General features: G+C 73.0%; 17 protein-coding genes and 1 pseudogene. 5 read left to right on the top strand and 13 right to left on the bottom strand.

All coding sequences use genetic code 11. The features are described from left to right. Positions 1 to 26: 26 nt before the first annotated feature. A complete protein-coding gene (locus tag ACE1OA_RS30060; protein WP_432753647.1) occupies positions 27 to 815 on the bottom strand; it encodes a putative protein N(5)-glutamine methyltransferase in 789 nt (262 codons plus the stop codon). 192 nt (positions 816 to 1007) lie between these two features. Next, positions 1008 to 1493 carry a glutathione peroxidase gene (locus ACE1OA_RS30065; protein ID WP_356602388.1) on the bottom strand — a complete coding sequence of 162 codons (486 nt, stop codon included), beginning with the start codon at positions 1491 to 1493 and terminating at the stop codon, positions 1008 to 1010. A gap of 48 nt (positions 1494 to 1541) precedes the next feature. Between ACE1OA_RS30065 and ACE1OA_RS30070 the strand changes: the two genes are divergently transcribed. Beyond that, entirely contained in the window at positions 1542 to 1754 is a 213-nt protein-coding gene (locus ACE1OA_RS30070) for a DUF6011 domain-containing protein (protein WP_356602386.1), read from the top strand. Positions 1755 to 1802: 48 nt separating this feature from the next. On the opposite strand, the gene ACE1OA_RS30075 is transcribed toward ACE1OA_RS30070, so the two are convergent. After that, entirely contained in the window at positions 1803 to 2666 is an 864-nt protein-coding gene (locus ACE1OA_RS30075) for an acyl-CoA thioesterase (protein ID WP_384870187.1), read from the bottom strand. Positions 2667 to 2745: 79 nt separating this feature from the next. Continuing rightward, a complete protein-coding gene (locus ACE1OA_RS30080) occupies positions 2746 to 5319 on the bottom strand; it encodes a DEAD/DEAH box helicase (protein WP_384870186.1) in 2574 nt (857 codons plus the stop codon). A 70-nt stretch (positions 5320 to 5389) separates the two neighbouring features. Between ACE1OA_RS30080 and ACE1OA_RS30085 the strand changes: the two genes are divergently transcribed. Further along, positions 5390 to 6181 (top strand): metal-dependent hydrolase, encoded by a 792-nt coding sequence (locus tag ACE1OA_RS30085; protein ID WP_356602380.1) that lies wholly within the window; start codon positions 5390 to 5392, stop codon positions 6179 to 6181. A gap of 224 nt (positions 6182 to 6405) precedes the next feature. Here ACE1OA_RS30085 and ACE1OA_RS30090 read toward each other — a convergent pair whose 3' ends face one another. Both ACE1OA_RS30090 and ACE1OA_RS30095 read right to left on the bottom strand, forming a co-directional pair. Continuing rightward, positions 6406 to 8187, bottom strand: coding sequence for an ABC transporter ATP-binding protein (locus ACE1OA_RS30090; RefSeq protein WP_432753648.1), 1782 nt, complete (start codon positions 8185 to 8187; stop codon positions 6406 to 6408). Beyond that, complete coding sequence (locus tag ACE1OA_RS30095) at positions 8184 to 10079, bottom strand: ABC transporter ATP-binding protein (RefSeq protein WP_356602376.1); 1896 nt, start codon at positions 10077 to 10079, stop codon at positions 8184 to 8186. The genes ACE1OA_RS30090 and ACE1OA_RS30095 overlap by 4 nt, the downstream gene beginning before the upstream one ends. A gap of 177 nt (positions 10080 to 10256) precedes the next feature. On the opposite strand from ACE1OA_RS30095, the gene ACE1OA_RS30100 reads away from it, so the two are divergent. After that, positions 10257 to 11861 (top strand): peptide-N4-asparagine amidase, encoded by a 1605-nt coding sequence (locus ACE1OA_RS30100; RefSeq protein WP_432753649.1) that lies wholly within the window; start codon positions 10257 to 10259, stop codon positions 11859 to 11861. A 132-nt stretch (positions 11862 to 11993) separates the two neighbouring features. Here the strand turns inward: ACE1OA_RS30100 and ACE1OA_RS30105 are convergent, their stop codons facing one another. Together ACE1OA_RS30105 and ACE1OA_RS30110 are read right to left on the bottom strand one after the other, a co-directional pair. Beyond that, positions 11994 to 14918, bottom strand: a complete 2925-nt coding sequence (locus tag ACE1OA_RS30105) for an FAD-binding and (Fe-S)-binding domain-containing protein (protein WP_432753650.1) — start codon at positions 14916 to 14918, stop codon at positions 11994 to 11996. 36 nt (positions 14919 to 14954) lie between these two features. Next, entirely contained in the window at positions 14955 to 15374 is a 420-nt protein-coding gene (locus ACE1OA_RS30110; protein WP_356602626.1) for a MarR family winged helix-turn-helix transcriptional regulator, read from the bottom strand. Between the two features lie 311 nt (positions 15375 to 15685). Here ACE1OA_RS30110 and ACE1OA_RS30115 point away from each other — a divergent pair, with 311 nt between their 5' ends. Then, positions 15686 to 17632 (top strand): ABC transporter ATP-binding protein, encoded by a 1947-nt coding sequence (locus tag ACE1OA_RS30115; protein ID WP_356779204.1) that lies wholly within the window; start codon positions 15686 to 15688, stop codon positions 17630 to 17632. Positions 17633 to 17921: 289 nt separating this feature from the next. Beyond that, positions 17922 to 18776 carry an endolytic transglycosylase MltG gene (mltG, locus tag ACE1OA_RS30120; RefSeq protein WP_432753651.1) on the top strand — a complete coding sequence of 285 codons (855 nt, stop codon included), beginning with the start codon at positions 17922 to 17924 and terminating at the stop codon, positions 18774 to 18776. 232 nt (positions 18777 to 19008) lie between these two features. Here the strand turns inward: mltG and ACE1OA_RS30125 are convergent. The 5 genes and pseudogenes from ACE1OA_RS30125 to ACE1OA_RS30145 form a co-directional block, all read right to left on the bottom strand. After that, positions 19009 to 20142: pseudogene (locus ACE1OA_RS30125) on the bottom strand (NAD(P)-binding domain-containing protein); the annotation flags it as partial. 161 nt (positions 20143 to 20303) lie between these two features. Next, positions 20304 to 21515 carry an LLM class flavin-dependent oxidoreductase gene (locus ACE1OA_RS30130; protein ID WP_432753652.1) on the bottom strand — a complete coding sequence of 404 codons (1212 nt, stop codon included), beginning with the start codon at positions 21513 to 21515 and terminating at the stop codon, positions 20304 to 20306. Then, positions 21515 to 22546, bottom strand: coding sequence for an ABC transporter substrate-binding protein (locus ACE1OA_RS30135; RefSeq protein ID WP_432753653.1), 1032 nt, complete (start codon positions 22544 to 22546; stop codon positions 21515 to 21517). Before ACE1OA_RS30135 ends, ACE1OA_RS30130 begins: the two co-directional genes overlap by 1 nt. A gap of 17 nt (positions 22547 to 22563) precedes the next feature. Next, positions 22564 to 23307 carry an ABC transporter ATP-binding protein gene (locus tag ACE1OA_RS30140; protein WP_356602360.1) on the bottom strand — a complete coding sequence of 248 codons (744 nt, stop codon included), beginning with the start codon at positions 23305 to 23307 and terminating at the stop codon, positions 22564 to 22566. Then, the gene (locus ACE1OA_RS30145) at positions 23280 to 24164 is read right to left on the bottom strand and encodes an ABC transporter permease (protein WP_432753654.1); all 885 of its coding nucleotides are present in this window, start codon (positions 24162 to 24164) and stop codon (positions 23280 to 23282) included. Before ACE1OA_RS30145 ends, ACE1OA_RS30140 begins: the two co-directional genes overlap by 28 nt. Positions 24165 to 24189: the final 25 nt, after the last annotated feature.

Here is a 24189-nt window from a genome sequence, read left to right on the forward strand (position 1 = left end):
GGCACGGGGAGACCCCGGCGTCCGGATCAGTCGCGCGTGGCGACGACCACGGTCGCGTACAGCTCCTTCGAGCACACCACCCACGGGGTCAGGCCGCGGTCGGCCACCACGGCGACCGCCCGGTCCGCCTGCCGCTCGCTCGTCTCCACGAGCAGATGCCCGCCGGGCGCGAGCCAGTGCGCGGCCTCCGCCGCCACCCGCCGCAGCACCGCGAGGCCGTCCGCGCCGCCGTCCAGCGCCACCAGGGGCTCGTGCTCGCGCGCCTCGGGCGGCAGCAGGGCGACCTCCTCGCTCGGCACGTACGGCACGTTGGCCACCAGGACCTCGACCCGGCCGCGCAAGGAGTCCGGCAGGGGCGCGAACAGGTCGCCCTCGTGGACCCGGCCACCGCGCGGCTCGACGTTGCGGCGCGCGCAGCGCACGGCCGCCGGTTCGATGTCGGAGGCGTGCACCTCGGCGCCCTGCACGGCGGAGAGGAGCACCGCGCCCGCCGCGCCGGAGCCGCAGCACAGGTCGACACAGACGGCGCCCGGACCGGCCAGACCCACGGCCTGGGACACGAGGAACTCGGTGCGGCGCCGGGGCACGAAGACCCCCGGGTCCACGGCGATCCGCAGACCGGAGAACTCCGCCCAGCCGACGACGTGCTCCAGGGGCAGGCCGTCCGCGCGCCGCGTGAGCATGGTGTCGAGTTCGGCGGAGCTGCGCGCCGCGGAGAAGAGCAGCTCCGCCTCGTCCTCGGCGAACACGCAGCCGGCGGCGCGCAGTCGGGAGACGGTGGCGGAGCGAAGGGAGAGAGAAGGGTCGAGCGACATGGAAACCTTCCGGGAAGCCGATGGGGCGCTCCCGTGGTCACCTGTGTCGGGCGGACCACACGTTCGTCGAGGGGGAGCACCCTGCCTGCATGGCGTTGATGGGGCCCACCTCCTCGGTCGATCTCTGCTGGAATCGCACACATTACATGATCGACATCGCCGTCCCGTGCGGACCGCCCGACAGGTCTCGTCTCAGACCGCGAGCTGCGCCTCGATCGCGGCGACGACCTCGGGCGCCTCGGGCTCGGTGCGCGGGCGGAAGCGCGTCACCTCACCGTCGCGGCCGATCAGGAACTTCTCGAAGTTCCACTGGATGTCCCCGGACTCGCCCTCGGAGTCCGCCGTCTTCGTCAGCTCCGTGTAGAGGGGGTGGCGGCCGTCGCCGTTCACGTCGGTCTTCTCCAGCAGGGGGAAGGACACGCCGTAGGTCGCGGAACAGAAGGTCTGGATCTCGTCGGCGCTGCCCGGCTCCTGGCCCGCGAACTGGTTGCAGGGCACACCCAGCACCGTGAAGCCGCGCTCCCCGTACTCCTTCTGCAGCCGCTCCAGGCCGGCGTACTGCGGGGTCAGACCGCACTTGGACGCCACGTTCACGACCAGGACGGCCTGGTCGCGGTAGTCGGCCAGCGAGATCGGGTCGCCGGTCAGGGTGCGCAGCGGAATGTCGTACAGGCTCATGGACTGCTCCTCGTGAGAACGGGGTCGGTCATAGGGTTGGATCCCAACATGGGTGATGAACCACTGGCAATCGCGATCGATTCCGCACCGGACGGGGAGCCCCGGCGGATCCGGTGCCGCCTGTGCGGCCGGCCGCTGACCGGGACGGAGTCCCGCCGCACGGGACTGGGGCCGTCCTGCGACGCCAAGCTCCATCCCCCGGGCCCGGACATCCGCGCCCGCCGCCACGAGGTCGAGCAGGACCCGCTGCCCGGCACCTGAAGGAACGGACGGGACGACGCGCCACGGCGGCCGTCCCCCGCGCGGGTCTCACAGTTTCCGGAACAGCCCCTCCTGCACCACCGACACCAGCAGCCTGCCCTCGCGGTCGTAGATCCGGCCTCGGGCCAGCCCCCGGCCGCCCGTCGCGATCGGCGACTCCTGGTCGTAGAGGAACCACTCGTCCGCCCGGAAGGGACGGTGGAACCACATCGCGTGGTCCAGCGACGCCATGTCGAAGCCGCGCGGCCCCCACAGCGGCTCGACCGGGATGCGGACCGCGTCCAGCAGCGTCATGTCCGAGGCGTACGTCAGCGCGCAGGTGTGCACCAGCGGATCGTCGCCCAGCGGGCCGACCGCCCGCATCCAGACCGCGCTGCGCGGGTCCGCACCCTTGACCTCGTCCTTCGTCCAGCGCAGCCGGTCGACGTAGCGGATGTCGAAGGGCTGGCGCCGGGCCATCCGCTCCAGCGCCTCCGGGAGCGCGCCCAGATGGTCGCGGATCTCGTCCGCGACCTTCGGCAGGGTCTCCGGATCCGGCACGTGCCGCGGCGGCAGCTGGTGCTCCAGACCCGACTCCTCCGGCCGGTGGAAGGAGGCCGTCAGGTTGAAGATCGTGCGGCCCTGCTGGATCGCGGTGACCCGGCGGGTGGTGAACGAGCGCCCGTCCCGCACCCGCTCGACCTGGTAGACGATCGGGACCCCCGGCCGTCCGGGGCGCAGGAAGTAGGCGTGCAGCGAGTGCACAGGCCGGTCGCCCTCGGTCGTCCGGCCGGCCGCCACCAGGGCCTGGCCGGCGACCTGGCCGCCGAAGACCCGTTGCAGCGACTCCTGCGGGCTCCGGCCGCGGAAGATGTTCGCCTCGATCGGCTCCAGGTCCAGCAGGTCGACGAGCCTCTCGGCGGGGTTGGTCACGGCTGCGCTCCTTCGGTGCCGGCGGGTTGGTTCCAGGGTGTCCTGCCGATCGTGCCGTGCCCGACCGGCAGGACGCTTCCTACAGCTGCCCCACGGACGTCACACGGACGATGGCGCGGCCCTCCTCGTCGGAGGCGGCGAGATCCACCTCCGCGCTGATGCCCCAGTCATGGTCGCCGTTCGGGTCGGCGAAGGTCTGCCGGACGCGCCACAGACCGTGCGCCGCGTCCTCCTCGATCGACAGCAGCTTCGGACCGCGCGCGTCCGGACCGGTGCCCAGGTCGTCGTACTCGTCCCAGTACGCGTCCATCGCCTCACCCCAGGCGTCCGCGTCCCAGCCCGACTCGGCGTCCAGCTCGCCCAGCGCGTCGACGTTGTCCAGGGCCGCCAGCTCGACCCGGCGGAACATCGCGTTGCGGACCAGGACCCGGAAGGCGCGGGCGTTCGCCGTGACGGGCTTGACCTGGTCGGCCTTCTCCTGGGCCTCCTCGGCCGACTCGACCTCGGGGTTGGCCAGCTGCTCCCACTCGTCGAGCAGCGAGGAGTCGACCTGGCGGACCATCTCGCCCAGCCACTCGATCAGGTCCTCGAGGTCCTCGGTCTTCAGGTCGTCCGGGATGGTGTGGTCCAGGGCCTTGTACGCGCTCGCGAGATAGCGCAGCACGATGCCCTCGGTCCGCGCCAGCTCGTACCAGGACGTGAACTCCGTGAAGGAAAGCGCGCGTTCGTACATGTCACGGATGACGGACTTCGGGGAGACCGGGTGGTCCCCCACCCACGGGTGCGACTTCCGGTAGACGTTGTACGCGTGCCAGAGGAGCTCCTCCAGCGGCTTCGGGTACGAGATCTCCTGGAGCCGCTCCATGCGCTCCTCGTACTCGACGCCGTCCGCCTTCATCCGCCCGACCGCCTCGCCGCGCGCCTTGTTCTGCATGGCGGCGAGGATCTGCCGCGGGTCGTCGAGGGTCGACTCGACCACCGACACCATGTCGAGGGCGTACGACGGCGACTCCGGGTCCAGCAGGTCGAACGCGGCCAGCGCGAACGTGGAGAGCGGCTGGTTGAGCGCGAAGTCCTGCTGGAGGTCGACCGTGAGCCGGATGGTGCGCCCCTCGGCGTCCGGGGTGTCGAGCTGCTCCACGACACCGCCGTCGAGCAGCGAGCGGTAGATCGCGATGGCCCGCCGGATGTGCCGCAGCTGCGCCTTGCGCGGCTCGTGGTTGTCCTCCAGCAGCTTGCGCATCGCCTCGAAGGCGTTGCCGGGCCGGGCGATCACCGACAGCAGCATGATGTTCGTGACCTTGAACCGCGAGGTCAGCGGTTCGGGCTCGGAGCCGATCAGCTTCTCGAAGGTGGTGTCGCTCCAGGCGACGAAGCCCTCGGGTGCCTTCTTGCGGACGACCTTGCGGCGCTTCTTCGGGTCGTCGCCGGCCTTGGCGAGCGCCTTCTCGTTCTCGATGACGTGCTCGGGGGCCTGCGCGACCACGAAGCCCGCCGTGTCGAAACCGGCGCGGCCCGCGCGGCCCGCGATCTGGTGGAACTCCCGCGCGCGCAGCGTCCGCACCCGGCTGCCGTCGTACTTGGTGAGCGCCGTGAACAGCACCGTACGGATGGGGACGTTGACGCCCACGCCGAGCGTGTCCGTGCCGCAGATGACCTTCAGCAGACCCGCCTGGGCCAGCTTCTCGACGAGGCGGCGGTACTTGGGCAGCATGCCCGCGTGGTGCACGCCGATGCCGTGACGCACGTAGCGCGAGAGGTTCTGGCCGAACTTGGTGGTGAAGCGGAAGCTGCCGATGAGCTCGGCGATCCGGTCCTTCTCCTCGCGCGAGCACATGTTGATGCTCATCAGCGACTGCGCCCGCTCGACGGCCTGCGCCTGGGTGAAGTGGACGATGTAGACCGGTGCCTGCTTGGTCTCCAGGAGCTCGGTCAGCGTCTCCGTGATCGGGGTCAGCTCGTACTCGTACGACAGCGGGACCGGGCGGGTGGCCGAGCGGACCACCGAGGTGGGCCGGCCGGTGCGCCGGGTGAGGTCCTTCTCGAACATCGCCACGTCGCCGAGCGTCGCCGACATGAGGACGAACTGGGCCTGCGGCAGTTCGAGCAGCGGGATCTGCCAGGCCCAGCCGCGGTCGGGCTCCGCGTAGAAGTGGAACTCGTCCATGACGACCTGGCCGATGTCGGCGTCCTTGCCGTCCCGCAGCGCGATCGAGGCCAGCACCTCGGCCGTGCAGCAGATGACCGGGGCGTCCGCGTTCACGGAGGCGTCGCCGGTCAGCATGCCGACGTTCTCGGTGCCGAAGAGCTTGCAGAGGTCGAAGAACTTCTCCGAGACCAGCGCCTTGATCGGCGCGGTGTAGAAGGTCACCTGGTCGTTGGCCAGCGCGGCGAAGTGCGCACCGGCCGCGACCAGCGACTTTCCCGATCCGGTGGGCGTCGAGAGGATCACGTTCGCCCCGGAGACCACCTCGATCAGCGCCTCCTCCTGGGCCGGGTAGAGGGTGATGCCCCGGCCCTCCGCCCAAGAGGTGAAGGCCTCGAAGAGGGCATCGGGGTCGGCGTTCGGCGGCAGCTGATCGATAAGGGTCACGCCCCCATCTTGCCTGGATTCCGGTCGGATGCGGGAACCGGCCATCGGAACGAAGATCACGGGCGATACGCTGCCCTGTCGACCGGTCGTCAACTGCACGCCGGCGCGTGAGGAATGGGGCGGGACGACCATGATGGGACCGGCGCACTCGCTGTCCGGAGCAGCGGCCTGGCTGGGTGTGGGCGCCGCGTCGGCCGCCCTGGGGCATCCGATGCCGTGGCCGGTACTCGTCGTCGGAGCGCTCATCTGCGCCGGAGCCGCCCTCGCGCCGGACCTCGACCACAAGTCCGCGACCATCTCGCGCGCCTTCGGGCCGGTGTCCAAGGGCCTGTGCGAGATCGTCGACAAGCTGTCGTACGCCGTCTACAAGGCCACCCGCTCCACGGCGGACCCCCGCAGGTCCGGGGGACACCGCACGCTGACCCACACCTGGCTTTGGGCCGCCCTCATCGGCGCCGGGGCCTCCGCCGTGGCCGTCACCGGAGGCCGCTGGGCGGTCCTGGCGATCCTCTTCGTCCACCTGGTCCTGGCCGTCGAGGGCCTGCTGTGGCGGGCCGCGCGGGTCTCCAGCGACATCCTGGTCTGGCTGCTGGGTGCCACCAGCGCCTGGATCCTCGCCGGCGTCCTGGACCAGCCGGGCAACGGCTCGGACTGGTTCTTCACCGGCACGCAGCAGGACTACCTGTGGCTGGGAGCGCCGATCCTCCTCGGCGCGCTGGTACACGACATCGGTGACGCGCTGACCGTCTCCGGCTGCCCGATACTGTGGCCGATCCCGGTGGGCCGCAAGCGCTGGTACCCGGTCGGGCCGCCGAAGGCGCTGCGGTTCCGCGCCGGCAGCTGGGTCGAGCTGAAGGTCCTCATGCCGGCCTTCATGCTGCTCGGCGGGGTGGGCGCCGCGTCTGCCCTCGGCTACCTCTGACCCCGGCGCTGCCGCGCCCGGTGCTCCTGAGCCCGGTGCATCGATGCCTCCGGCACGGTGTTCACGCAGAGTGACGCCCGTCCGACTGTTCGTCCGCCGTCCGCCGCCGGGCCCCAGGGCTGTTCGCGGCCGGGGATGCCCGGCCCGTCCGGGCCAGTCCGCGGCCTCCCGTGGTGGGGGCCCCGGACGGGCCCGGACGCGCCGGCACCGGGCCCGTGGCACGGTCAGCCGTGCCACGACCTCCACAGCGCCGCGTACGCGCCGTCCGCCGCGACCAGTTCGTCGTGGCTGCCCAGCTCGCTGATCCTGCCCTCCTCGACCACCGCGATCACGTCCGCGTCGTGCGCGGTGTGCAGCCGGTGGGCGATCGCGACGACCGTGCGCCCCTCCAGGACCCGGGCCAGCGAGCGTTCCAGGTGACGAGCGGCCCGCGGGTCGAGGAGCGAGGTCGCCTCGTCCAGGACCAGTGTGTGCGGATCGGCCAGGACGAGGCGGGCCAGGGCGATCTGCTGGGCCTGCGCCGGGGTCAGCGCGAGCCCGCCCGACCCCACCTCGGTGTCCAGGCCCGCGTCCAGCGCGCGCGCCCAGCCGTCCGCGTCCACCGCGCCGAGCGCCGCCCACAGTTCGGCGTCCTCGGCACCCGTCCGGGCGAGCAGCAGGTTGTCGCGGAGCGAGCCGACGAAGACGTGGTGCTCCTGGTTGACCAGGGCCACGTGCTCGCGGACGCGCTCCGCCGGCATGTCGGCCAGCTCGGCGGACCCGAGGGTCACCGTGCCGGTGCGCGGGGCGTAGATGCCCGCCAGCAGCCGGCCGAGCGTCGACTTGCCGGCGCCGGAGGGACCCACCAGGGCCAGCCGGGTGCCCGGCGGGACGTCCATCGACACCCGGTGCAGGACGTCGACCCCCTCGCGGTAGCCGAAGCGCACCTCGTCCACCCGGACCGTACGGCCCTCGGGCCGCAGATCCGCGTCGCCCGCGTCCGGCTCGATCTCCCGGACGCCGACCAGCCGGGCCAACGACACCTGTGCCACCTGGAGTTCGTCGTACCAGCGCAGGACGATGCCGATCGGATCCACCAGCATCTGCGCCAGCAGCGCGCCCGTGGTCAGCTGCCCGACGTCGATCCAGCCGCGCAGCACGAAGGCCCCGCCGAGCAGCAGCACGGCCGCGAGGACGGTGACGTGCGTGAGGTTGACGACGGGGAAGAGCACCGACCGCAGGAAGAGGGTGTACCGCTCCCAGGCCGTCCACTCCCGGATGCGCCGGTCGGACAGGGCGATCCGGCCCGCGCCGAGGCGGTGCGCCTCCACCGTGCGGCCGGCGTCGACGGTCTCGGCGAGCGCCCCGGCGACGGCCGCGTACCCCGCCGCCTCCGAGCGGTACGCCGCCGGTGCCCGCCGGAAGTACCACCGGCAGCCCGCGATCAGCAGCGGCGCGGCGATCAGGATCGCGAGGGCCAGGGGCGGCGCGGTCAGGGTCAGGCCGCCGATCAGCAGTCCCACCCAGACGACACCGATCACGAGCTGCGGCACGGCCTCCCGCATCGCGTTGGCCAGCCGGTCGACGTCCGTGGTGATCCGGGACAGCAGATCGCCGGTCCCGGCCCGTTCCAGGACCCCCGGCGGCAGCCCGACCGAACGGACGAGGAAGTCCTCGCGCAGGTCGGCCAGCATCTCCTCGCCGAGCATCGCGCCCCGTAGCCGCACCAGCCGCACGAAGAGGGTCTGTACGACGACCGCGACGGCGAACAGGGCGACGGTGCGCTCCAGATGGAGCTCCCGGCCGCCGTCGCTCAGCCGCTCGACGAGCGAGCCGAGGAGCTGGGGACCGGCCATGGAGGCCAGGACCGCGACCGCGTTGACGCCGATGAGCAGGGCGAACGCCCTGCGATGGCGGCGCAGCAGACCGCGGACGTACCCGCGGACGGTCGTCGCCGTCCCGACGGGCAGGGTGGCCGCCGACTGTGGGGCCGCCGGATCGTATGTCGGTGGCGCCAGGCCGATCATGCCGACTCTCCTTCCAGCGCCGGGAGTTCTTCCATCCCGTCGAGGCCGCGGAGGCCGTCGAGCGTGCCGGGCCCGGCGGGGTTCCCCGGCGCCGTGGATGCCACCGGTGTCCCGGGTGCGGCGGACGCGGCCTGTTCCTCGTCGGTCTCCCGGGTGACGACCGCCCGGTAGAGCGGGGCGTCGCGCAGCAGCTCGCGGTGGGTGCCGACCGCCGCCACCGCGTCCCCGTCGAGCAGCACGACCCGGTCGGCGAGGTCGAGCAGCAGCGGCGACGAGGTCAGCACCACCGTCGTCCCGCCCGCCCGCAGCTTCCTGACGCCCGCCGCGACGCGCGCCTCGGTGTGCGAGTCGACCGCCGAGGTCGGCTCGTCCAGGACGAGCACCTCCGGGTCGGTGACCAGGGAGCGGGCCAGGGCGAGCCGTTGTCGCTGGCCGCCGGAGAGCGACCGGCCGCGTTCGGTGATCCGGGTGCGCATCGGGTCGCCGTCGGTGTCCACGGACGCTTGGGCGAGCGCGTCGAGCACGTCCCCGCACTGCGCGGCGGCCAGGGCGTCCTCCGCCCGGACGGCCCCCGAGGAGGGGACGTCGAGCAGTTCGCGCAGCGTGCCCGAGAGGAGGACGGGGTCCTTGTCCTGGACGAGCACGGCGGTCCGCGCCGCGTCGAGGTCCAGCTCGTCGAGCGGCACCCCGCCCAGGAGCACGGAGGAGTGGCCCTCACCGGGATCCGCCGGGTGGCCGCCGAGGCGCTCCGCCAGCCGTCCGGCGGCGTCGGGGTCCCCGCACACGACCGCGGTGAGGCGGCCCGCGGGGGCCAGGAGCCCGGTCACCGGGTCGTACAGGTCGCCGGTCGCGCCCTGCTCACGGGTTCCGCTCCGGGAGGCCCCGGCCGCGGTCGTCGTCCGGGTCAGCGAGAGGACCCGGGCGGCCCGCTTGGCGGACGGCCGGGAGAAGGAGAAGGCCATGGCGATCTCCTCGAAGTTCCGCAACGGGTGATGGGTCAGCATCACCGCGCCGTAGACGGTGACGAGTTCGCCGACGCTGATCCGGCCGTCCAGGGCGAGACGCGCCCCGTACGCCACCACCGCGATGAGCAGCGCACCCGGCAGCAGGACCTGGATCGCGGCGATCAGCGCCCACATGCGGGCGCTGCGGACGGCTGCCCGGCGGACCTCCTGGGAGGCGGCGCGGTAGCGGCCGAGGAAGAGCTCCTCGCCGCCGATGCCCCGCAGCACCCGCAGTCCCGCCACCGTGTCCGAGGCCAGTTCGGTGGCGCGGCCCGCCTTCTCGCGCTGCTCGTCGGCCCGGCGGGTGGCGCGGGGCAGCAACGGCAGCGCGGCGAGGGCGAGCACGGGGACGCCCACGGCGACGACGACACCCAGAGCGGGCTGGTAGAGGACCAGGCCCACGCAGACGACGACCAGTGTCAGGGCCGCCGCCGCGAACCGGGACAGCGCCTCGACGAACCAGCCGATCTTCTCGACGTCCCCGGTGGAGACCGCGACGACCTCGCCCGCGGCGACCCGCCGGGTCAGCAGGGAGCCCAGCTCGGCCGTCTTGCGCGCGAGCAGCTGCTGCACCCGGGCGGCCGCCGTGATCCAGTTCGTCACGGCGGTGCGGTGCAGCATCATGTCGCCGACGGCGAGGGTCACGCCCAGCAGCGCCAGCAGGCCGCCGGCCAGCCAGAGGCGGCCTTCGTCGCGGTCGACGACCGCCTGCACGGCGAGGCCCACGGCGAGCGGCAGCGCGGCGATGGACAGCTGGAGGAGCAGGCCCCACAGGGTGGACCTGAGCTGCCCGCCGAGTTGGCGTCGGCCGAGCCAGAGGAGGAACCGGGTGCCCGAGCGGACATCCGGGGCCCCTGGGTCGGCGTACGGTAGATCGCGAATCTGCATGGCGTCCCAGGGTCTTCCGGTGCGTGTCCCCGACGGTGGCCGGGGCTCCAAACCGTGCAAGGTTGGCCCTCCGGCGCCGGAGGCGGCAATCGATTTTCTGGCAATCGGCACAGAACGCGCCAAGATCCCCCGACGCCCTCTGGACGCCACCGACGCCCCGCGCTTCACTCGCCTGCCATGAGGCCTCAGAAGATCATGAGCATGATCGGCGGGCTCGTGCTGGCCGCCGGCGCCCTCCTCACCGCGCAGCCGGCGGCGGCGGACGGCCCGACCGGCACCCCGCCCCCCGAGTTCACCAGTGACTGGCACGACCCGGTGACCGCCGCGCCGCCCGTCACGGTCCCCGGCACCCGCTCCTGCGAGGTCGTCCTCGCCGCCGCGCGGTTCCGCGACTTCACCCCGTACAAAGGGAGTTACGCCCCGCCGAAGGAGTGCGGCACCCGCTGGAACAAGGTCGTCCTGCGCCTCGAAGGACAGGTGAAGGGGCGTCAGTACGACCGGCTCGGCCACGTCGCGGTCGGCGGCGTGGAGATCTTCCGCACCTCCACTCCGCAACCCTCGCCCGACGGCATCACCTGGTCGGTGGAGAAGGACGTCACGCGCTACCGCGACACCCTCAGCCGCCCGCAGCCGGTCGAGATGCTCATCGGCAATGTCGTGAACGAGACCTACACCGGCGTCCTCGACGTCCGCGTCACCCTCACCTTCCACACCGCGCGGGGGAGGACGGCGCCCGTCGCCGACACCCCCGACCGGGTGATCCCGCTCGACACCCCGACCGTCACCACCCCGCGCAACACCGAACGCCTGCTGGCCGAGGTGTACGCCACCGGCTCCGGCGGCGGCTGCGAGGAGTACTGGTACCTGACCGTCCCGGACGCCGCCCCCTACTCCTGCAAGGCGACCGACGGCCCGTACCGCGAAGTGCGGATCTCCGTGGACGGCCGCACCGCGGGCATCGCCGCCCCGTTCCCGACCGTGTGGACCGGCGGCTGGTCCAACCCCTTCCTCTGGTACGTCACTCCCGGCCCGCGCGCCTTCGACATCCGGCCCGTCGTCTACGACCTGACCCCCTTCGCCGCCCTCCTCAACGACGGCCGCGCCCACCGCGTCGAGGTGTCGGTGGCCGGTGTGCCCGCCGGGCAGACCGGCTGGTCCACCCCCACCAACCTGCTCCTGTGGCAGGACGGGGGCCGGGCCGTCGTCACCGGCGCGCTCGACCGGTACGAACTCTCCGCCCCGCGCAACTCCTCGGTGCACACGCCGGGGGAGGTCCACCGCCTCGACACCGACGGCGGCCACCGGCTCACCGTCGCCGGCCACCTGGACACCTCGCACGGCCGCGTCGACACCACCGTCACCCGTACCCTCGCGAACACCTCCGTGCACCGCTGGGGCGAGGGCGAGAACCCCGACGCCCTCACCGCCCGGTGGACCGACGACGAGACCGTGACCGTGGGCCGCACCAGCACCCGCACCCACCGCGCCTACACCATGGACGGCGAGACGACCGTCGGTGCCGGGGACCGGCTGCGGACCGTCCTCACCCTCGGGGACCGCGCCGACACCGTCGTCCTGCGCGACGGGAGGCCGCTGTCCTTCTCGCACCTCGACGACACCTACGGCGGCGACGCCACCTACACCACCGGAGTGCCGCGCGACCAGCGTCACGCCGTCGGGACCACGGCCCAGCACTATCGGGTGTACGGCTCGGACGGCTGCTACGACCGGAGCCTGAAGACCGTCCAGGGCACGGTCACGGAGGACCGCCGGCGCTGCTGAACACCCCCGCCGCCGCGCGGCGCGGCGCCGGGTCCGGGGCTCCCGAACCCGACGCCGCCGGCACCGGCTCCGCGCCGGCCGCGGAGCCGGTGCCGGTCCGCACGGCAAGGCCCGGCGCCGCCCGCCCCCGGCTCAGGGGCGCGTCGCCCGCTCCAGGGCCAGCAGCACCGACTCGTAGCTCCGCCCGGTCGCCCGGTCCATCCCGATCTCGCACATCCGGTTGGCCGACAGGTGCGCGTCGAAGGGCCGCGCCGTCACCTCCGCCGCCTCACGGGCCGTCGCGGAGGCCGTCAGCTCGGGATGCAGCATGCCCCGGTCGCCGGCGAAGGCGCAGCAGCCCGCGTCGGCCGGCACCACGACCTCGTCGGCGCAGGCGGCGGCGAGCGCGGTCAGCCGGTCCTCGTCCCCCAGATGCCGCATGGAGCACGTCGGATGGACCACCGCCGACCCGACCTTGCGGCGCACCGTCAGACGCGGCAGCAACTCGTCCGCCGCCCACACGAGGGAGTCGATCACGGTCAGCTCCGCGTGCAACTCCCGGTTCTCCTCGGTCAGATGGGGAACCACCTCGTGCGCGATGCCGAGGGCGCACGAGGAGGCGTCGACCACCAGCGGCAACCGCCCGCCCGCCGTCCAGCCCCAGGCCGCCTCGACGATCCGGTTCGCCATCACCTCGTTGCCGCGTACGTACCCCTTGGAGTGCCAGATCGTCGCACAGCACGTACCGGCGACGTCCTGGGCGATCCACACCGGCCTTCCGGCCCGGGCCGACAGCGTCACCACCGCCTCGGGCAGCGAGGGGCCGCGCCGGCCGGCGGGACCGCCGAAGATCCGGTTCACACACGCCGGGTAGTAGACGGCGACCGCCGCCGGGCGGTGGGTGCGCGGAAGGCGGCGAGGCGCCGCACCGGGGATCTCCGGCAGCCACTTCGGTACGAGGTCCGGCCGTACCGCCGTGCGTGCCAGGGCGGTCACCGACGCCAGGAACCGGTCGCCGACCCGGTCGGCCGCGGCGGCCGCGAGCCGCGCGGACGCCTCCACTGCACGGAAGTTCCGGGCGGTGAGCGCGGCGATCCGCTCCTCGCGCGCGGAGTGCCGCTCGTGCCGGAACTCCTTCATCAGCGCCCCGGTGTCGATCCCCACGGGGCAGGCGAGCTTGCAGGTCGAGTCAGCGGCACAGGTGTCCACGGCGTCGTAGCCGTACTCCTCCAGCAGGGCCGTCTCGACCGGGGACCCGTCGCGCTGCCGCAGCATCTCCCGGCGCAGCACGATCCGCTGGCGCGGAGTCGTCGTCAGGTCGTGGCTGGGGCAGGTCGGTTCGCAGAAGCCGCACTCGATGCACGGGTCGGCGATCGCCTCGACCCTCGGAATCGTCTTCAGGCCGCGCAGGTGCGCGTGCGGATCGCGGTCCAGGACGATCCGCGGGGCGAGTACCCCGTCCGGGTCGATCAGCTCCTTCGTGCGCCACATGAGCTCCGTCGCCCGGGGCCCCCACTCCAGCTCCAGGTACGGCGCGATGTTGCGCCCGGTCGCGTGCTCCGCCTTCAGCGAGCCGTCGAAGCGTTCCACGGTCAGCTTGCAGAACGCGTCCATGAACGCCGCGTACCGCTCGACGTCCGACGGTTCACCGGCGTCGAAGGCGAGGAGGAAGTGCAGGTTCCCGTGCGCGGCGTGCCCGGCGACGGCCGCGTCGAAGCCGTGCCGGGCCTGCAGCTCCAGCAGTTCGGCGCAGGCCTCGGCGAGCCGGGCCGGCGGCACCGCGAAGTCCTCGGTGATCAGCGTCGTACCGGCCGGCCGCGAACCGCCCACCGCGGTCACGAACGCCTTGCGCGCCTTCCAGTACCCGGCGATCGTCCTCGCGTCGCGGGTGAAGGCGTTGTCGACCGAGGCGACGGGAGCGACCAGCTCCAGCCGCTCCAGGACGCCCGCCGCCCTCGCCTCGTACGTCTCCAGGGCCGCGAGGTCCGGGGCGCGGAACTCCACCAGCAGCGCGGCCGTCTCCCGCGGCAGTCCCGCCCAGTCGGCCGGCACCCCGGCCACGCTGACCGAGGCCCGCAGCGTGTTGCCGTCCATCAGCTCGACCGCGACCGCCCCGGCGTCGTTGAAGTGCGGCACGGCCGCGGCGGCGGCCGGCAGCGAGGGGAAGAAGAGCAGCGCCGTCGACACCTCGCGGTCCAGCGGCAGGGTGTCGAAGACGACCTCGGCGATGAAGCCGAGGGTGCCCTCCGAGCCGACCATCAGCCCGCGCAGGATCTCCACCGGGGTGGCGCCGTCCAGGAAGGCGTCCAGCCGGTAGCCGTTGGTGTTCTTGATGGTGTGCTTGGCGCGGATCCGGGCCGTGAGCTCCGGGTCGGCCTCGATCTCGGCCTTGAGCGCCAGCAGCCCGGCGCACAGGCGCGGCTCGGCGCGGGACAGCTCCTCGTCGGCGTCCGGATCCGCCGTGTCGACGACGGTGCCGCTCGGCAGGACGAACGTGAGGGAGGCGACGGTCCGGTACGAGTTCCGGGTGGTCCCGGCCGTCATCCCCGAGGCGTTGTTGGCGACGACGCCGCCGATCGTGCAGGCCACCGCGCTGGCCGGGTCGGGGCCGAGGACCCGGCCGTACGGGGCGAGGGCGACGTTGGCGCGCACGACGGTGGTGCCGGGCCGGATCCTGGCCCGGGCGCCGTCGTCCAGGACCTCGACGCCCACCCAGTGCCGGCGCACGTCCACCAGGATGTCCTCGCCCTGAGCCTGACCGTTCAGGCTGGTGCCGGCCGCCCGGAAGACCACTTCACGGCCTTTGCCGTGCGCGTAGGAGAGCACGGCGGAGATGTCGTCGATGTCCTGAGCGACCACCACGACCTGCGGGACGAACCGGTAGGGGCTCGCGTCGGAGGCGTACCGCACCAGATCGGAGACCGTCGCGAGCACCTTCTCCGCGCCGAGGACCGCGGCCAGCTCCTCCCGCAGGTGCCGCGGCGTGCCCTGGGCCTGGAGGTCGGGGACCCGGTCCGGAGCCGGTCTGCGCCGCCCACCGGGGCGTAGGGCCTGCGGGTTCGGCTCCAGCAGCGGCATGGCACGGCTCCCCTCGGCGCTCCCGGTGCCCCGAGGTCAGCAGCGGCGCTCCGGCCCGGGGTCGACCAGAGCGGACAGCAGACCTCCGAGCTCCTCGCGCTGATCGACGGTCAATGGAGCAAGGATGTCCTCTGCGGCGGCCCGGCGCGCGCTGCGCAGCGCGCGCAGCGTGGCGCGTCCCGCGTCGGTCAGTTCGATCCGCACCACCCGGCGGTTGGTCGGGTCGGCGACCCGGCGCACCCGGCCGGCGGCTTCGAGACCGTCGACGAGGCTGGTCACGGCTCGTGGGACGACCTCCAGGCGGGCGGCGATGTCCGCCATCCGGGGCGGACGGTCGTAGTGCGCGACGGTGCGCAGCAGGCGGGACTGAGCGGGGGTGATGCCCACCGGCTCCAGGTGCAGCTTCTGGATGCGGTGCAGGCGGCGGGTGAGGCGTAGCAGCTGCTCGGCCAGCAGTCCGTCGGCGTCGGTGCCGCCCGTGCGGACGGTGCGGACGAGGCCGTCGGTGCCGTCGGTGCCGTCGGTGCCGCCCGTCGGGCCGGTGGCCGCCGGGTGGCGCGGTGCGTCCTGGCTCGCCGCACCTGCGGGGCGGTCCGTGTCCTGAGGGACGTCCGCGCCCTGCGGGAGGCTCGGGGCGTCCGGGGTATTCATGCCGGGAACCGGGGTGCTCATGCCCGGAACAATATCAGGACCTGGTTCATTGTGAGTATAGGTAACAATGAGCTAGGCTCTCATCCGCCGTACTGTCTCACCTCTCGTAGGAGCTCATGCACCCCCACGAACAGTCCACCTGGACACCTCCCAGCCGCGATCCCGCGGAGCCCAAGGAGCCGGCGCAGGTCCGGCGCATCCTGCGCCTCTTCCGGCCCTACCGCGGGCGCCTCGCCGTCGTCGGACTGCTGGTCGGCGCCTCGTCGCTGGTCTCGGTCGCCTCGCCGTTCCTCCTCAGGGAGATCCTCGACACCGCCATCCCCCAGGGGCGCACCGGGCTGCTCAGCCTGCTCGCCCTGGGCATGATCGCGACGGCCGTCATGACCAGCGTCTTCGGCGTGCTGCAGACCCTGATCTCCACCACCGTCGGACAGCGGGTGATGCACGACCTGCGAACCGCGGTCTACGCCCAGCTCCAGCGGATGCCGCTGGCCTTCTTCACCCGCACGCGCACCGGCGAGGTCCAGTCCCGGATCGCCAACGACATCGGCGGCATGCAGGCGACGGTCACCTCGACCGCCACCTCCCTGGTCTCCAACCTCACCGCCGTCGTCGCCACCGTCGTCGCCATGCTCGCGCTCGACTGGCGGCTCACGGTCGTCTCGCTGCTCCTGCTGCCGGTGTTCGTCTGGATCAGCCGCCGGGTCGGCCGCGAGCGCAAGAAGATCACCACGCAGCGCCAGAAGCAGATGGCCGCCATGGCCGCGACCGTCACCGAGTCCCTCTCCGTCAGCGGCATCCTGCTCGGCCGGACCATGGGCCGCGCCGACTCGCTGACCACGTCCTTCGCCGAGGAGTCCGAGCGCCTCGTCGACCTCGAAGTGCGCTCCTCCATGGCCGGCCGGTGGCGGATGTCGACGATCGGCATCGTCATGGCCGCCATGCCGGCCCTCATCTACTGGGCCGCGGGGCTGGCCCTCCAGTCCGGCGGGCCCGCCATATCGCTGGGCACCCTGGTCGCCTTCGTCTCGCTCCAGCAGGGCCTCTTCCGGCCCGCCGTGAGCCTGCTGTCCACCGGCGTGCAGATGCAGACGTCCCTGGCCCTCTTCCAGCGCATCTTCGAGTACCTCGACCTGCCCGTCGACATCACGGAGCCCGCGGAGCCGGTCCGGCTGGCGAAGATCAGCGGCGAGGTGGCCTTCGAGGGCGTCGACTTCCACTACGACCGCGAGGCGTCCGGCACGGCGACGCTCAGCGGCATCGACCTGGCCGTTCCCGCCGGCGGCAGCCTCGCCGTCGTCGGCGCCACCGGCTCCGGGAAGTCCACCCTCAGCTACCTCGTGCCCCGGCTGTACGACGTGACCGGCGGCCGCGTACTGCTCGACGGGGTCGACGTGCGCGACCTGGACTTCGACACCCTCGCCCGGGCCGTCGGCGTCGTCTCCCAGGAGACCTACCTCTTCCACGCCTCGGTCGCGGACAACCTGCGCTTCGCCAAGCCCGACGCCACGGACGAGGAGATCGAGGCCGCCGCGCGCGCCGCGCAGATCCACGACCACATCGACTCCCTGCCGGACGGATACGACACCCTGGTCGGCGAGCGCGGCTACCGCTTCTCGGGCGGTGAGAAGCAGCGTCTGGCGATCGCCCGGACGATCCTGCGCGACCCGCCCGTGCTGATCCTGGACGAGGCGACCAGCGCGCTGGACACCCGCACCGAACACGCGGTGCAGCGGGCCATCGACGCGCTCTCCGCCGGGCGGACGACGATCACCATCGCGCACCGGCTCTCCACCGTCCGCGACGCCGACCAGATCGTCGTCCTGGAGTCCGGCCGGATCGCCGAGCGCGGTACGCACGAGCAGCTCCTCGCCCAGGACGGCCGTTACGCCGGACTCGTGCGCCGGGACGCGGAATCCGCCTCCGGCGGAGCCGCGGCGGGCGCCCCGCGGGCCGGGACCGCCGACGCCGGCGAGGTCGCCGAAGGGGCCGCACCCGGTGCGGCCCTCGGCTCCGGAAGCGAACAGACGAACGCGGGAGCGGTTGTTCCCCAGAACGTGTGATCGTTCCGCTTTTCGTTGCCCCGCTCCCGTGCGTCGCATGATGATGACGGTGCGCAAGCGACGGGCTGCAGACCGTGACTGCGCAGTCCCACTGATGCACCTGTACGAGGAGAAGCACCACCATGAACGTGATCACCAACCTGCTCGCCGGCGTCCTCCACTTCCTGGGCTGGCTCGTCTGACGATCGCAGTGCCACGGCGCCGCCGGCCCCCCGTCCCAGGGGACCGGCGGCGCCGCCGCGTGTGCGGGGTCCGCGGATTCGCCCGGACACCGGGTTAGCGTGCGCGCATGACGCACCGGTCCTGGCAGCCCGCCCGTCGTCGCCGCACCCGGCTGACCCGCCGCGGCCGGCTGACGGTGCTCGTCACGCTCGCGGTCGCCGTGGCCGCCGCGATCACCCTGCCCCTGCTGCTGACACGGGACGAGCCCGCGGTGGAGAAGCCGCGGACCCTGCTGATCCCCGAGGGCTGGCGTGCCGGACAGGTGTACACGGCCGTCGACCGTTCCCTCGGCCTCGCGGCGGGAGCGACCCGCGGAGCCGCGGGCGGGGACGGCACCACGCTCGGACTCCCGGCCGCCGCGGCGGGCAACCCGGAGGGCTACCTGTTCCCGGCGACCTATCCCGTGCCGGCCGGGACGACGCCGCGGTCCCTGCTGCGCTACATGGTGGACACGGCCAAGCAGAGGTTCGCCGCAGACGACTTCGCCACCGGCGCCCGGCGCAACGGACTGAGCGTGTACCAGGCCGTGATCGTCGCGAGCATCGTGCAGGCCGAGGCGGACAGCGCGCAGGACATGGCCAAGGTGTCCCGGGTCGTCCACAACCGGCTCGCCCGCGGCATGGCGCTCCAGATGGACTCGACCCTGAACTACGCCCTCGGACGCTCGACCGTCGACGTCACCCGGGCGGACACCCGGATCCCCGGCCCGTACAACACCTACACCCGGGCGGGGCTGCCGCCCACGCCGATCGGGAACCCGGGGGAGGACGCCATGTCGGCCGCGATCGCCCCCGCGAAGGGGGACTGGCTCTACTTCGTGACCGTGAAGCCGGGCGACACCCGGTTCACCGCGGACTACGCCGAACACCAGGCCAACGTCGCCGACTTCAACGCGCAGCGGGGCGCGGCGAAGGCGGACTGACGGAACGGCGCTCCGGCCGGAGGCCGGACGGGCAGGGCGCCGAAGGCCCCCGCGTCAGCCCGGCGAACGCCTCCGCGACCCGCGCCCCCGCCCCGTCCCGCAGTGGCCCGCCGGCCTCCGCCGGCACCTGCGCCCGGTCCTGCCCCGGTATCCGTGCCCGGTTCTCCTCCGGCAAGCGTGCCGGGTCCTGCCCCGGCAGCCCGCCCTGTTCCCGTTCCTCCCGCTCCTCGCGCCGCAGCAGGCGCCGGATCTCGCCGACGGCCGCCCGGCCCGCCCGGTTGGCGCCGATGGTCGAGGCGGACGGACCGTAGCCGACCAGGTGGACGCGCGCGTCCCGGACCGCGCGCGTGCCGTCCAACCGGATGCCGCCGCCGGGCTCGCGCAGCCTCAGCGGTGCCAGGTGGTCGATGGCGGCGCGGAACCCGGTCGCCCACAGGATCACGTCGGCGTCCACGGTGCGGCCGTCGTCCCAGGCCACTCCGGTGGGCGTGATGCGGTCGAACATGGGGTTGCGGTCCAGGACGCCCTGCTCCCGGGCCCGCTTGATCGAGTCGTTGAGCGGGAGGCCGGTGACGGAGACGACGCTCTGCGGCGGCAGTCCCTGCCGCACCCGCTCCTCGACCAGGGCGACCGCCGCCCGGCCCTCCATCTCGCCGAACGGGCCGTCGCGGTAGACCGGTTCACGCCGGGTCACCCAGGTGGTCCGTGCCGCGAACTCGGCGATCTCCATCAGGTGCTGGGTGCCGGAGGCGCCGCCGCCGACAACGATCACCCGCAGGCCCGCGAACGCCTCGGGCCCGGGGTAGTCCGCGGTGTGCAGCTGACGCCCGCGGAAGGTCTCCTGTCCCTGGTAGCGCGGCCAGAACGGACGGTCCCAGGTGCCTGTGGCGTTGATGAGCGCCCGGGTGCGGTACGTCCCCTCGGACGTCTCGACCAGCAGCCGACCGGGTGTCCCCGTCCCGTCCGGGTCCGGGTCCGCGCCGGAGTCGGGGGTGGCACCGGCACCGGCGTCGCGTACCGCGGACACCTCCACGGGCCGGTGGACCCGCAGGTCGAAGCGTTCCTCGTACGCGGTGAAGTAGGCCCCGATCACCTCCGACGAGGGCCGGCTCGCGTCGGCGTCGGTGAGCTCCATCCCCGGCAGCGCGTGCATGCCGTGCACCTTGCCGTAGGTGAGGGACGGCCAGCGGAACTGCCAGGCGCCGCCGGGGCGCGGCGCGTGGTCGAGGACGACGAAGTCCCGGTCGGGCCGCAGACCGGTGCGCCGCAGGTGGTAGGCGGCCGAGAGGCCCGCCTGACCGGCACCGATCACGACCACGTCGATGTCCCGGACCGTCGCCTTCGCCTTCACCTCGAAATCGTTCACGATTCCACTAACCGTGGCGCGCGCGAGGATCTTCCCGGACCGGGCGGCGCCCCGCGTTCCCCTCGCCGGGGGATGCGCAGGGCGCCCGTCCCGGGCGCCCCCGTACGGCGCCCGCTCGCAGGCCGGCGGCGCGGGCGGCCCCGCGCCGCCGGCCGGTCCGCCTACCTCCCGCCTCCGACCAGCAGCGGCGCTCCGCCCGGAGCGGAGGCGGGCCTGCCGTTGGACGCGGGGACACCGAGCAGCGGCGACGCCGGGATGGTCGGCAGCAGGCCGCGCGCCGCGAGCTCCGGCGTCACCCCCTCGCCGAACCAGTACGCCTCCTCCAGGTGCGGGTATCCCGACAGGACGAAGTGCTCCACGCCCAGGTCGTGGTACTCCTCGATCCGGTCGGCCACGTCCGCGCGGCTGCCGACCAGGGCGGTGCCGGCGCCGCCCCGGACGAGTCCCACGCCCGCCCACAGGTTCGGAGAGATCTCCAGCTTGTCGCGCTCCAGCGAACCGCCGCGGTGCAGCGCGAGCATCCGCTGCTGCCCGACCGACTCGCTGCGGCCGAGCGTCTGCTGTGCCGCGGCCACGGTCTCCGGATCGAGGTCGGAGAGCAGCCGGTCCGCCGTCGCCCACGCCTCGCGCGACGAGTCACGCGAGATGGTGTGCAGCCGGATGCCGAACCGCACCGTACGGCCGCGCTCCTCCGCGAGCCGGCGGATCCAGTCGATCTTCTCCTTGACCTGCCACGGCGGTTCGCCCCAGGTCAGGTAGACGTCCGCGTGCTCGGCCGCGACCGGGCCCGCCGCCTCCGACGAACCGCCGAAGAAGATCTCCGGCAGCGGGTCCGGCGGCAGCGCCGTGAGCCCGCCCTCCACCTGGTAGTGCTCGCCGTCGAAGTCGTACGGCTTCCCGGCCCACACGCCCCGCACGACCGAGAGGAACTCGGCGGTGCGCGCGTAGCGCCGGTCGTGGTCGAGGTGGTCGCCGAAGCGCCGCTGCTCGATGGAGTCGCCGCCGGTCACCACGTTCAGCAGCAGCCGGCCGCGGGTGATCCGCTGGTAGGTCGACGCCATCTGCGCGGCCAGCACGGGGGAGATGACGCCGGGGCGGAAGGCGACGAGGAACTTGAGGCGTTCGGTGTGCTGCGCGAGCGCCACGGTCGTCAGCCAGGCGTCCTCGCACCACGTCCCGGTGGGCGTCAGCACGGCCTCGAAGCCCAGCCGCTCCGCCGCCTTGGCGATCTGCGCGAGGTACTCGATGTCGGGGGCCCGCACCCCGCTGACCGTACGCGGCCGGGTGATCCCTCCGTCGGTGTAGGCGTGCCGGTCGACCAGGGTGCGGCCGTCGCCGCCCGTCGGCAGGAACCAGTGCAGATGGACGGTCATCAGGAGTTGCCCTTTCCGTAGAGCCGCGCCGGGGTGGTGGACGGCGGCAGGTTCTTGTCGAAGCGGTCGTCGACGTAGTCGGCGAATGCGAACCGCCGGGGAATCAGACCCAGTTCGGCGAAGGTGTCCGCGATCTTCTGTTCCGAGTCGATGGCGGCCTGGTCCAGGGCGACCGGGATCCGGGTTCCGTTGCTGCGCTTCACCGCGGCGAGCGCCACCTCGTACGGCAGGCCCGTCTCCTTCGCCCAGACCTTGGCCCACGCCTCGGGGTGCTTGTGGACCCAGTCCTGGGCGCGGCGCAGTCGCTCGATGAGGTCGCCGATCGCGGCCGCCTTCTCCTTGTCGGCGAGCGCCGACGGCGAGGCCACCTGGAAGCCGAGCCCGTTGACCACGCCGCGGCCGTCGGTCAGCACGCGGCCCTTGCCGCTCTGCAGGACCTGCGAGGTGTACGGATCCCAGACGGCCCAGGCGTCGACCTTCCCGCTGGTGAACGCGGCCAGTGCGTCCGCCGGCTGGAGCAGCGTCACCTTGACGTCGGCGAGCGAGAGCCCGGCCCGCTTCAGCGAGGCGATCAGCTGGAAGTGGGCGGAGCTGCCCTGGGCGACGGCGACCGTCCTGCCCTTCAGGTCCTCGGGCTTGCGCAGCGGGGAGTCGGAGGGGACCAGGATCGTCTCGCCCGCCGAGTCCCCGTGGGTCGCCGCGACCACGGTGATCTTCGAGTTCGCCCCGGCGGCGAAGACGGGCGGCGTGTTGCCGACGGAGCCGAAGTCGACGGCCTTGGCGTTGCCCGCCTCCAGGAGGGGTGGTCCGGAGGTGAAGGTCGACCACTTGATGCGATAGCCGAGGTCGTCGAGTTCTCCGGCGGCGCGCAGGACGGCTTCGGAGCCGCCCTTCTGGTCGCCGACGTTGAGGACGAGCGATCCCTTGCCGTCCGAGTTCGAGGCGGAGTCGGCGACGGAGGCGGTGGTGCAGGCGGAGGCGAGCAGAGCCAGCGGCAGCAGCAGGGCGGCGGGCAGGAGAGAGCGCTTCACGGGGTGTTCCTTCGTGTTCAGGCGGCGGGACGGAGGGCGTCGCCGTCGGCGGCGTCCTCGTCGACGCCGAGTTCGGCGAGCAGGCGGGTGCGGAGGGCGGCGAACGCGGGGTCGCCGGTGGCGCGGGGCCGGTCGAGCGCGACGGGTGTGTCGTACGCGATGACGCCGTCACGCATCACCAGCGCCCGGTCCGCGAGCAGCAGGGCCTCGTCGACGTCGTGCGTGACGAGCAGCACCGCGCAGCCGCGCCGCTGCCACAGGTCGGCGACGAGTCGCTGGGCCTTGATACGGGTGAGGGCGTCGAGGGCGCCGAACGGCTCGTCGAGCAGCAGCAGATCCGGTTCGCGTACCAACGCCCGTGCGAGTGAGGCGCGTTGGGCCTCGCCGCCGGACAGCGTCTTGGGCCACGCACCGGTCCGGTGGGCCAGCCCGACCTCCTCCAGGGCCTGCTCGGCCACGGCCCGGTCGGGCCTGCCGGGGAGTCCCAGCAGGACGTTGCGCCACACCCGCTTCCAGGGCATGAGGCGGGGGGCCTGGAACGCGACGGCCCGGCGCTTGGGGACGAGGACGGTCCCGGAGATGTCCCGGTCGAGGCCGGCCAGGACCCGCAGGAGTGTGGACTTGCCGCAGCCGCTGTGACCCAGGAGCGCCGTGAACTCGCCCGCGTTCAGCGTCAGATCGAGGTCGTCGATGACGGGACGGCCGTCGAAGGAGCGGGTCAGCCCCTTGAGGGTCACTGCCCGGTGAAGGTCGGTCGCCATTGGAGCAGCAGCCTTTCGAGAGTGCGGACGACGGCGTCGGCCAGCAGGCCGAGGAAGGCGTAGACGACGAGGCAGACGACGATGACGTCGGTGCGGAAGAACTCCCGGGCCTGGTTCATCAGGAAGCCGATACCGGCGTCGGCGTTGATGGACTCGCCGAAGACGAGGGCCAGCCAGGCGGTGGCGAGCGAGTACCGCAGGCCGGTCATGGCGCCCGGCAGCGCGCCGGGCAGCACGACGTGCCGGATCAGTCCCCACCGTCCGAGCCCCAACGACTGGCCCGCCTCGACGAGTTGGGCGTCGACCCCGCGGATTCCCGCGTACACGTTGAGATACAGGTGGAACGCCACCCCCAGCGCGATGAGGGCCACCTTGGGGGCCTCGCCGATGCCCAGCCAGATGATGAACAGCGGGATCAGGCCGACCCAGGGCACGGTCCGCAGCATCTGCACGCTCGCGTCCACCAGGTCCTCGCCCAGCCGGGACAGGCCGGAGACGAGGGCCAGGGACACGCCGATCGTGCCGCCCAACAGCAGTCCCACGGCAACGCGTTGGAGGGACACGCCCATCGCGTGGGGGAGTGTGCCGTCGCCGATGAGCTCCCCGGCGGCCCGGGCGATGGTCCCGGGCGAGGCGAGCACATCGGCCGGCAGGACGCCGGTCGAGCTGAAGACCTGCCAGAGCACGAGCAGCAGAAGCGGCCCGACGGTGCGTCGGAGCCAGCGCGGCACGGCGGTGCCATGACCCGATCGGTGATCGGGTGTCAGCTCCTCCAGTTCGGTGGAGGGCAGAGGTCGATCCTCTGAAATGGGGGATATGTCCGGCGGTGATTCGGGCGGGGCATGGCCGACCGTCATGGAGAGCTCCGGGGAAGGGAGAAGA

Source organism: Streptomyces sp. JL2001, from assembly GCF_050917515.1.
Classification (GTDB): Bacteria; Actinomycetota; Actinomycetes; order Streptomycetales; family Streptomycetaceae; genus Streptomyces.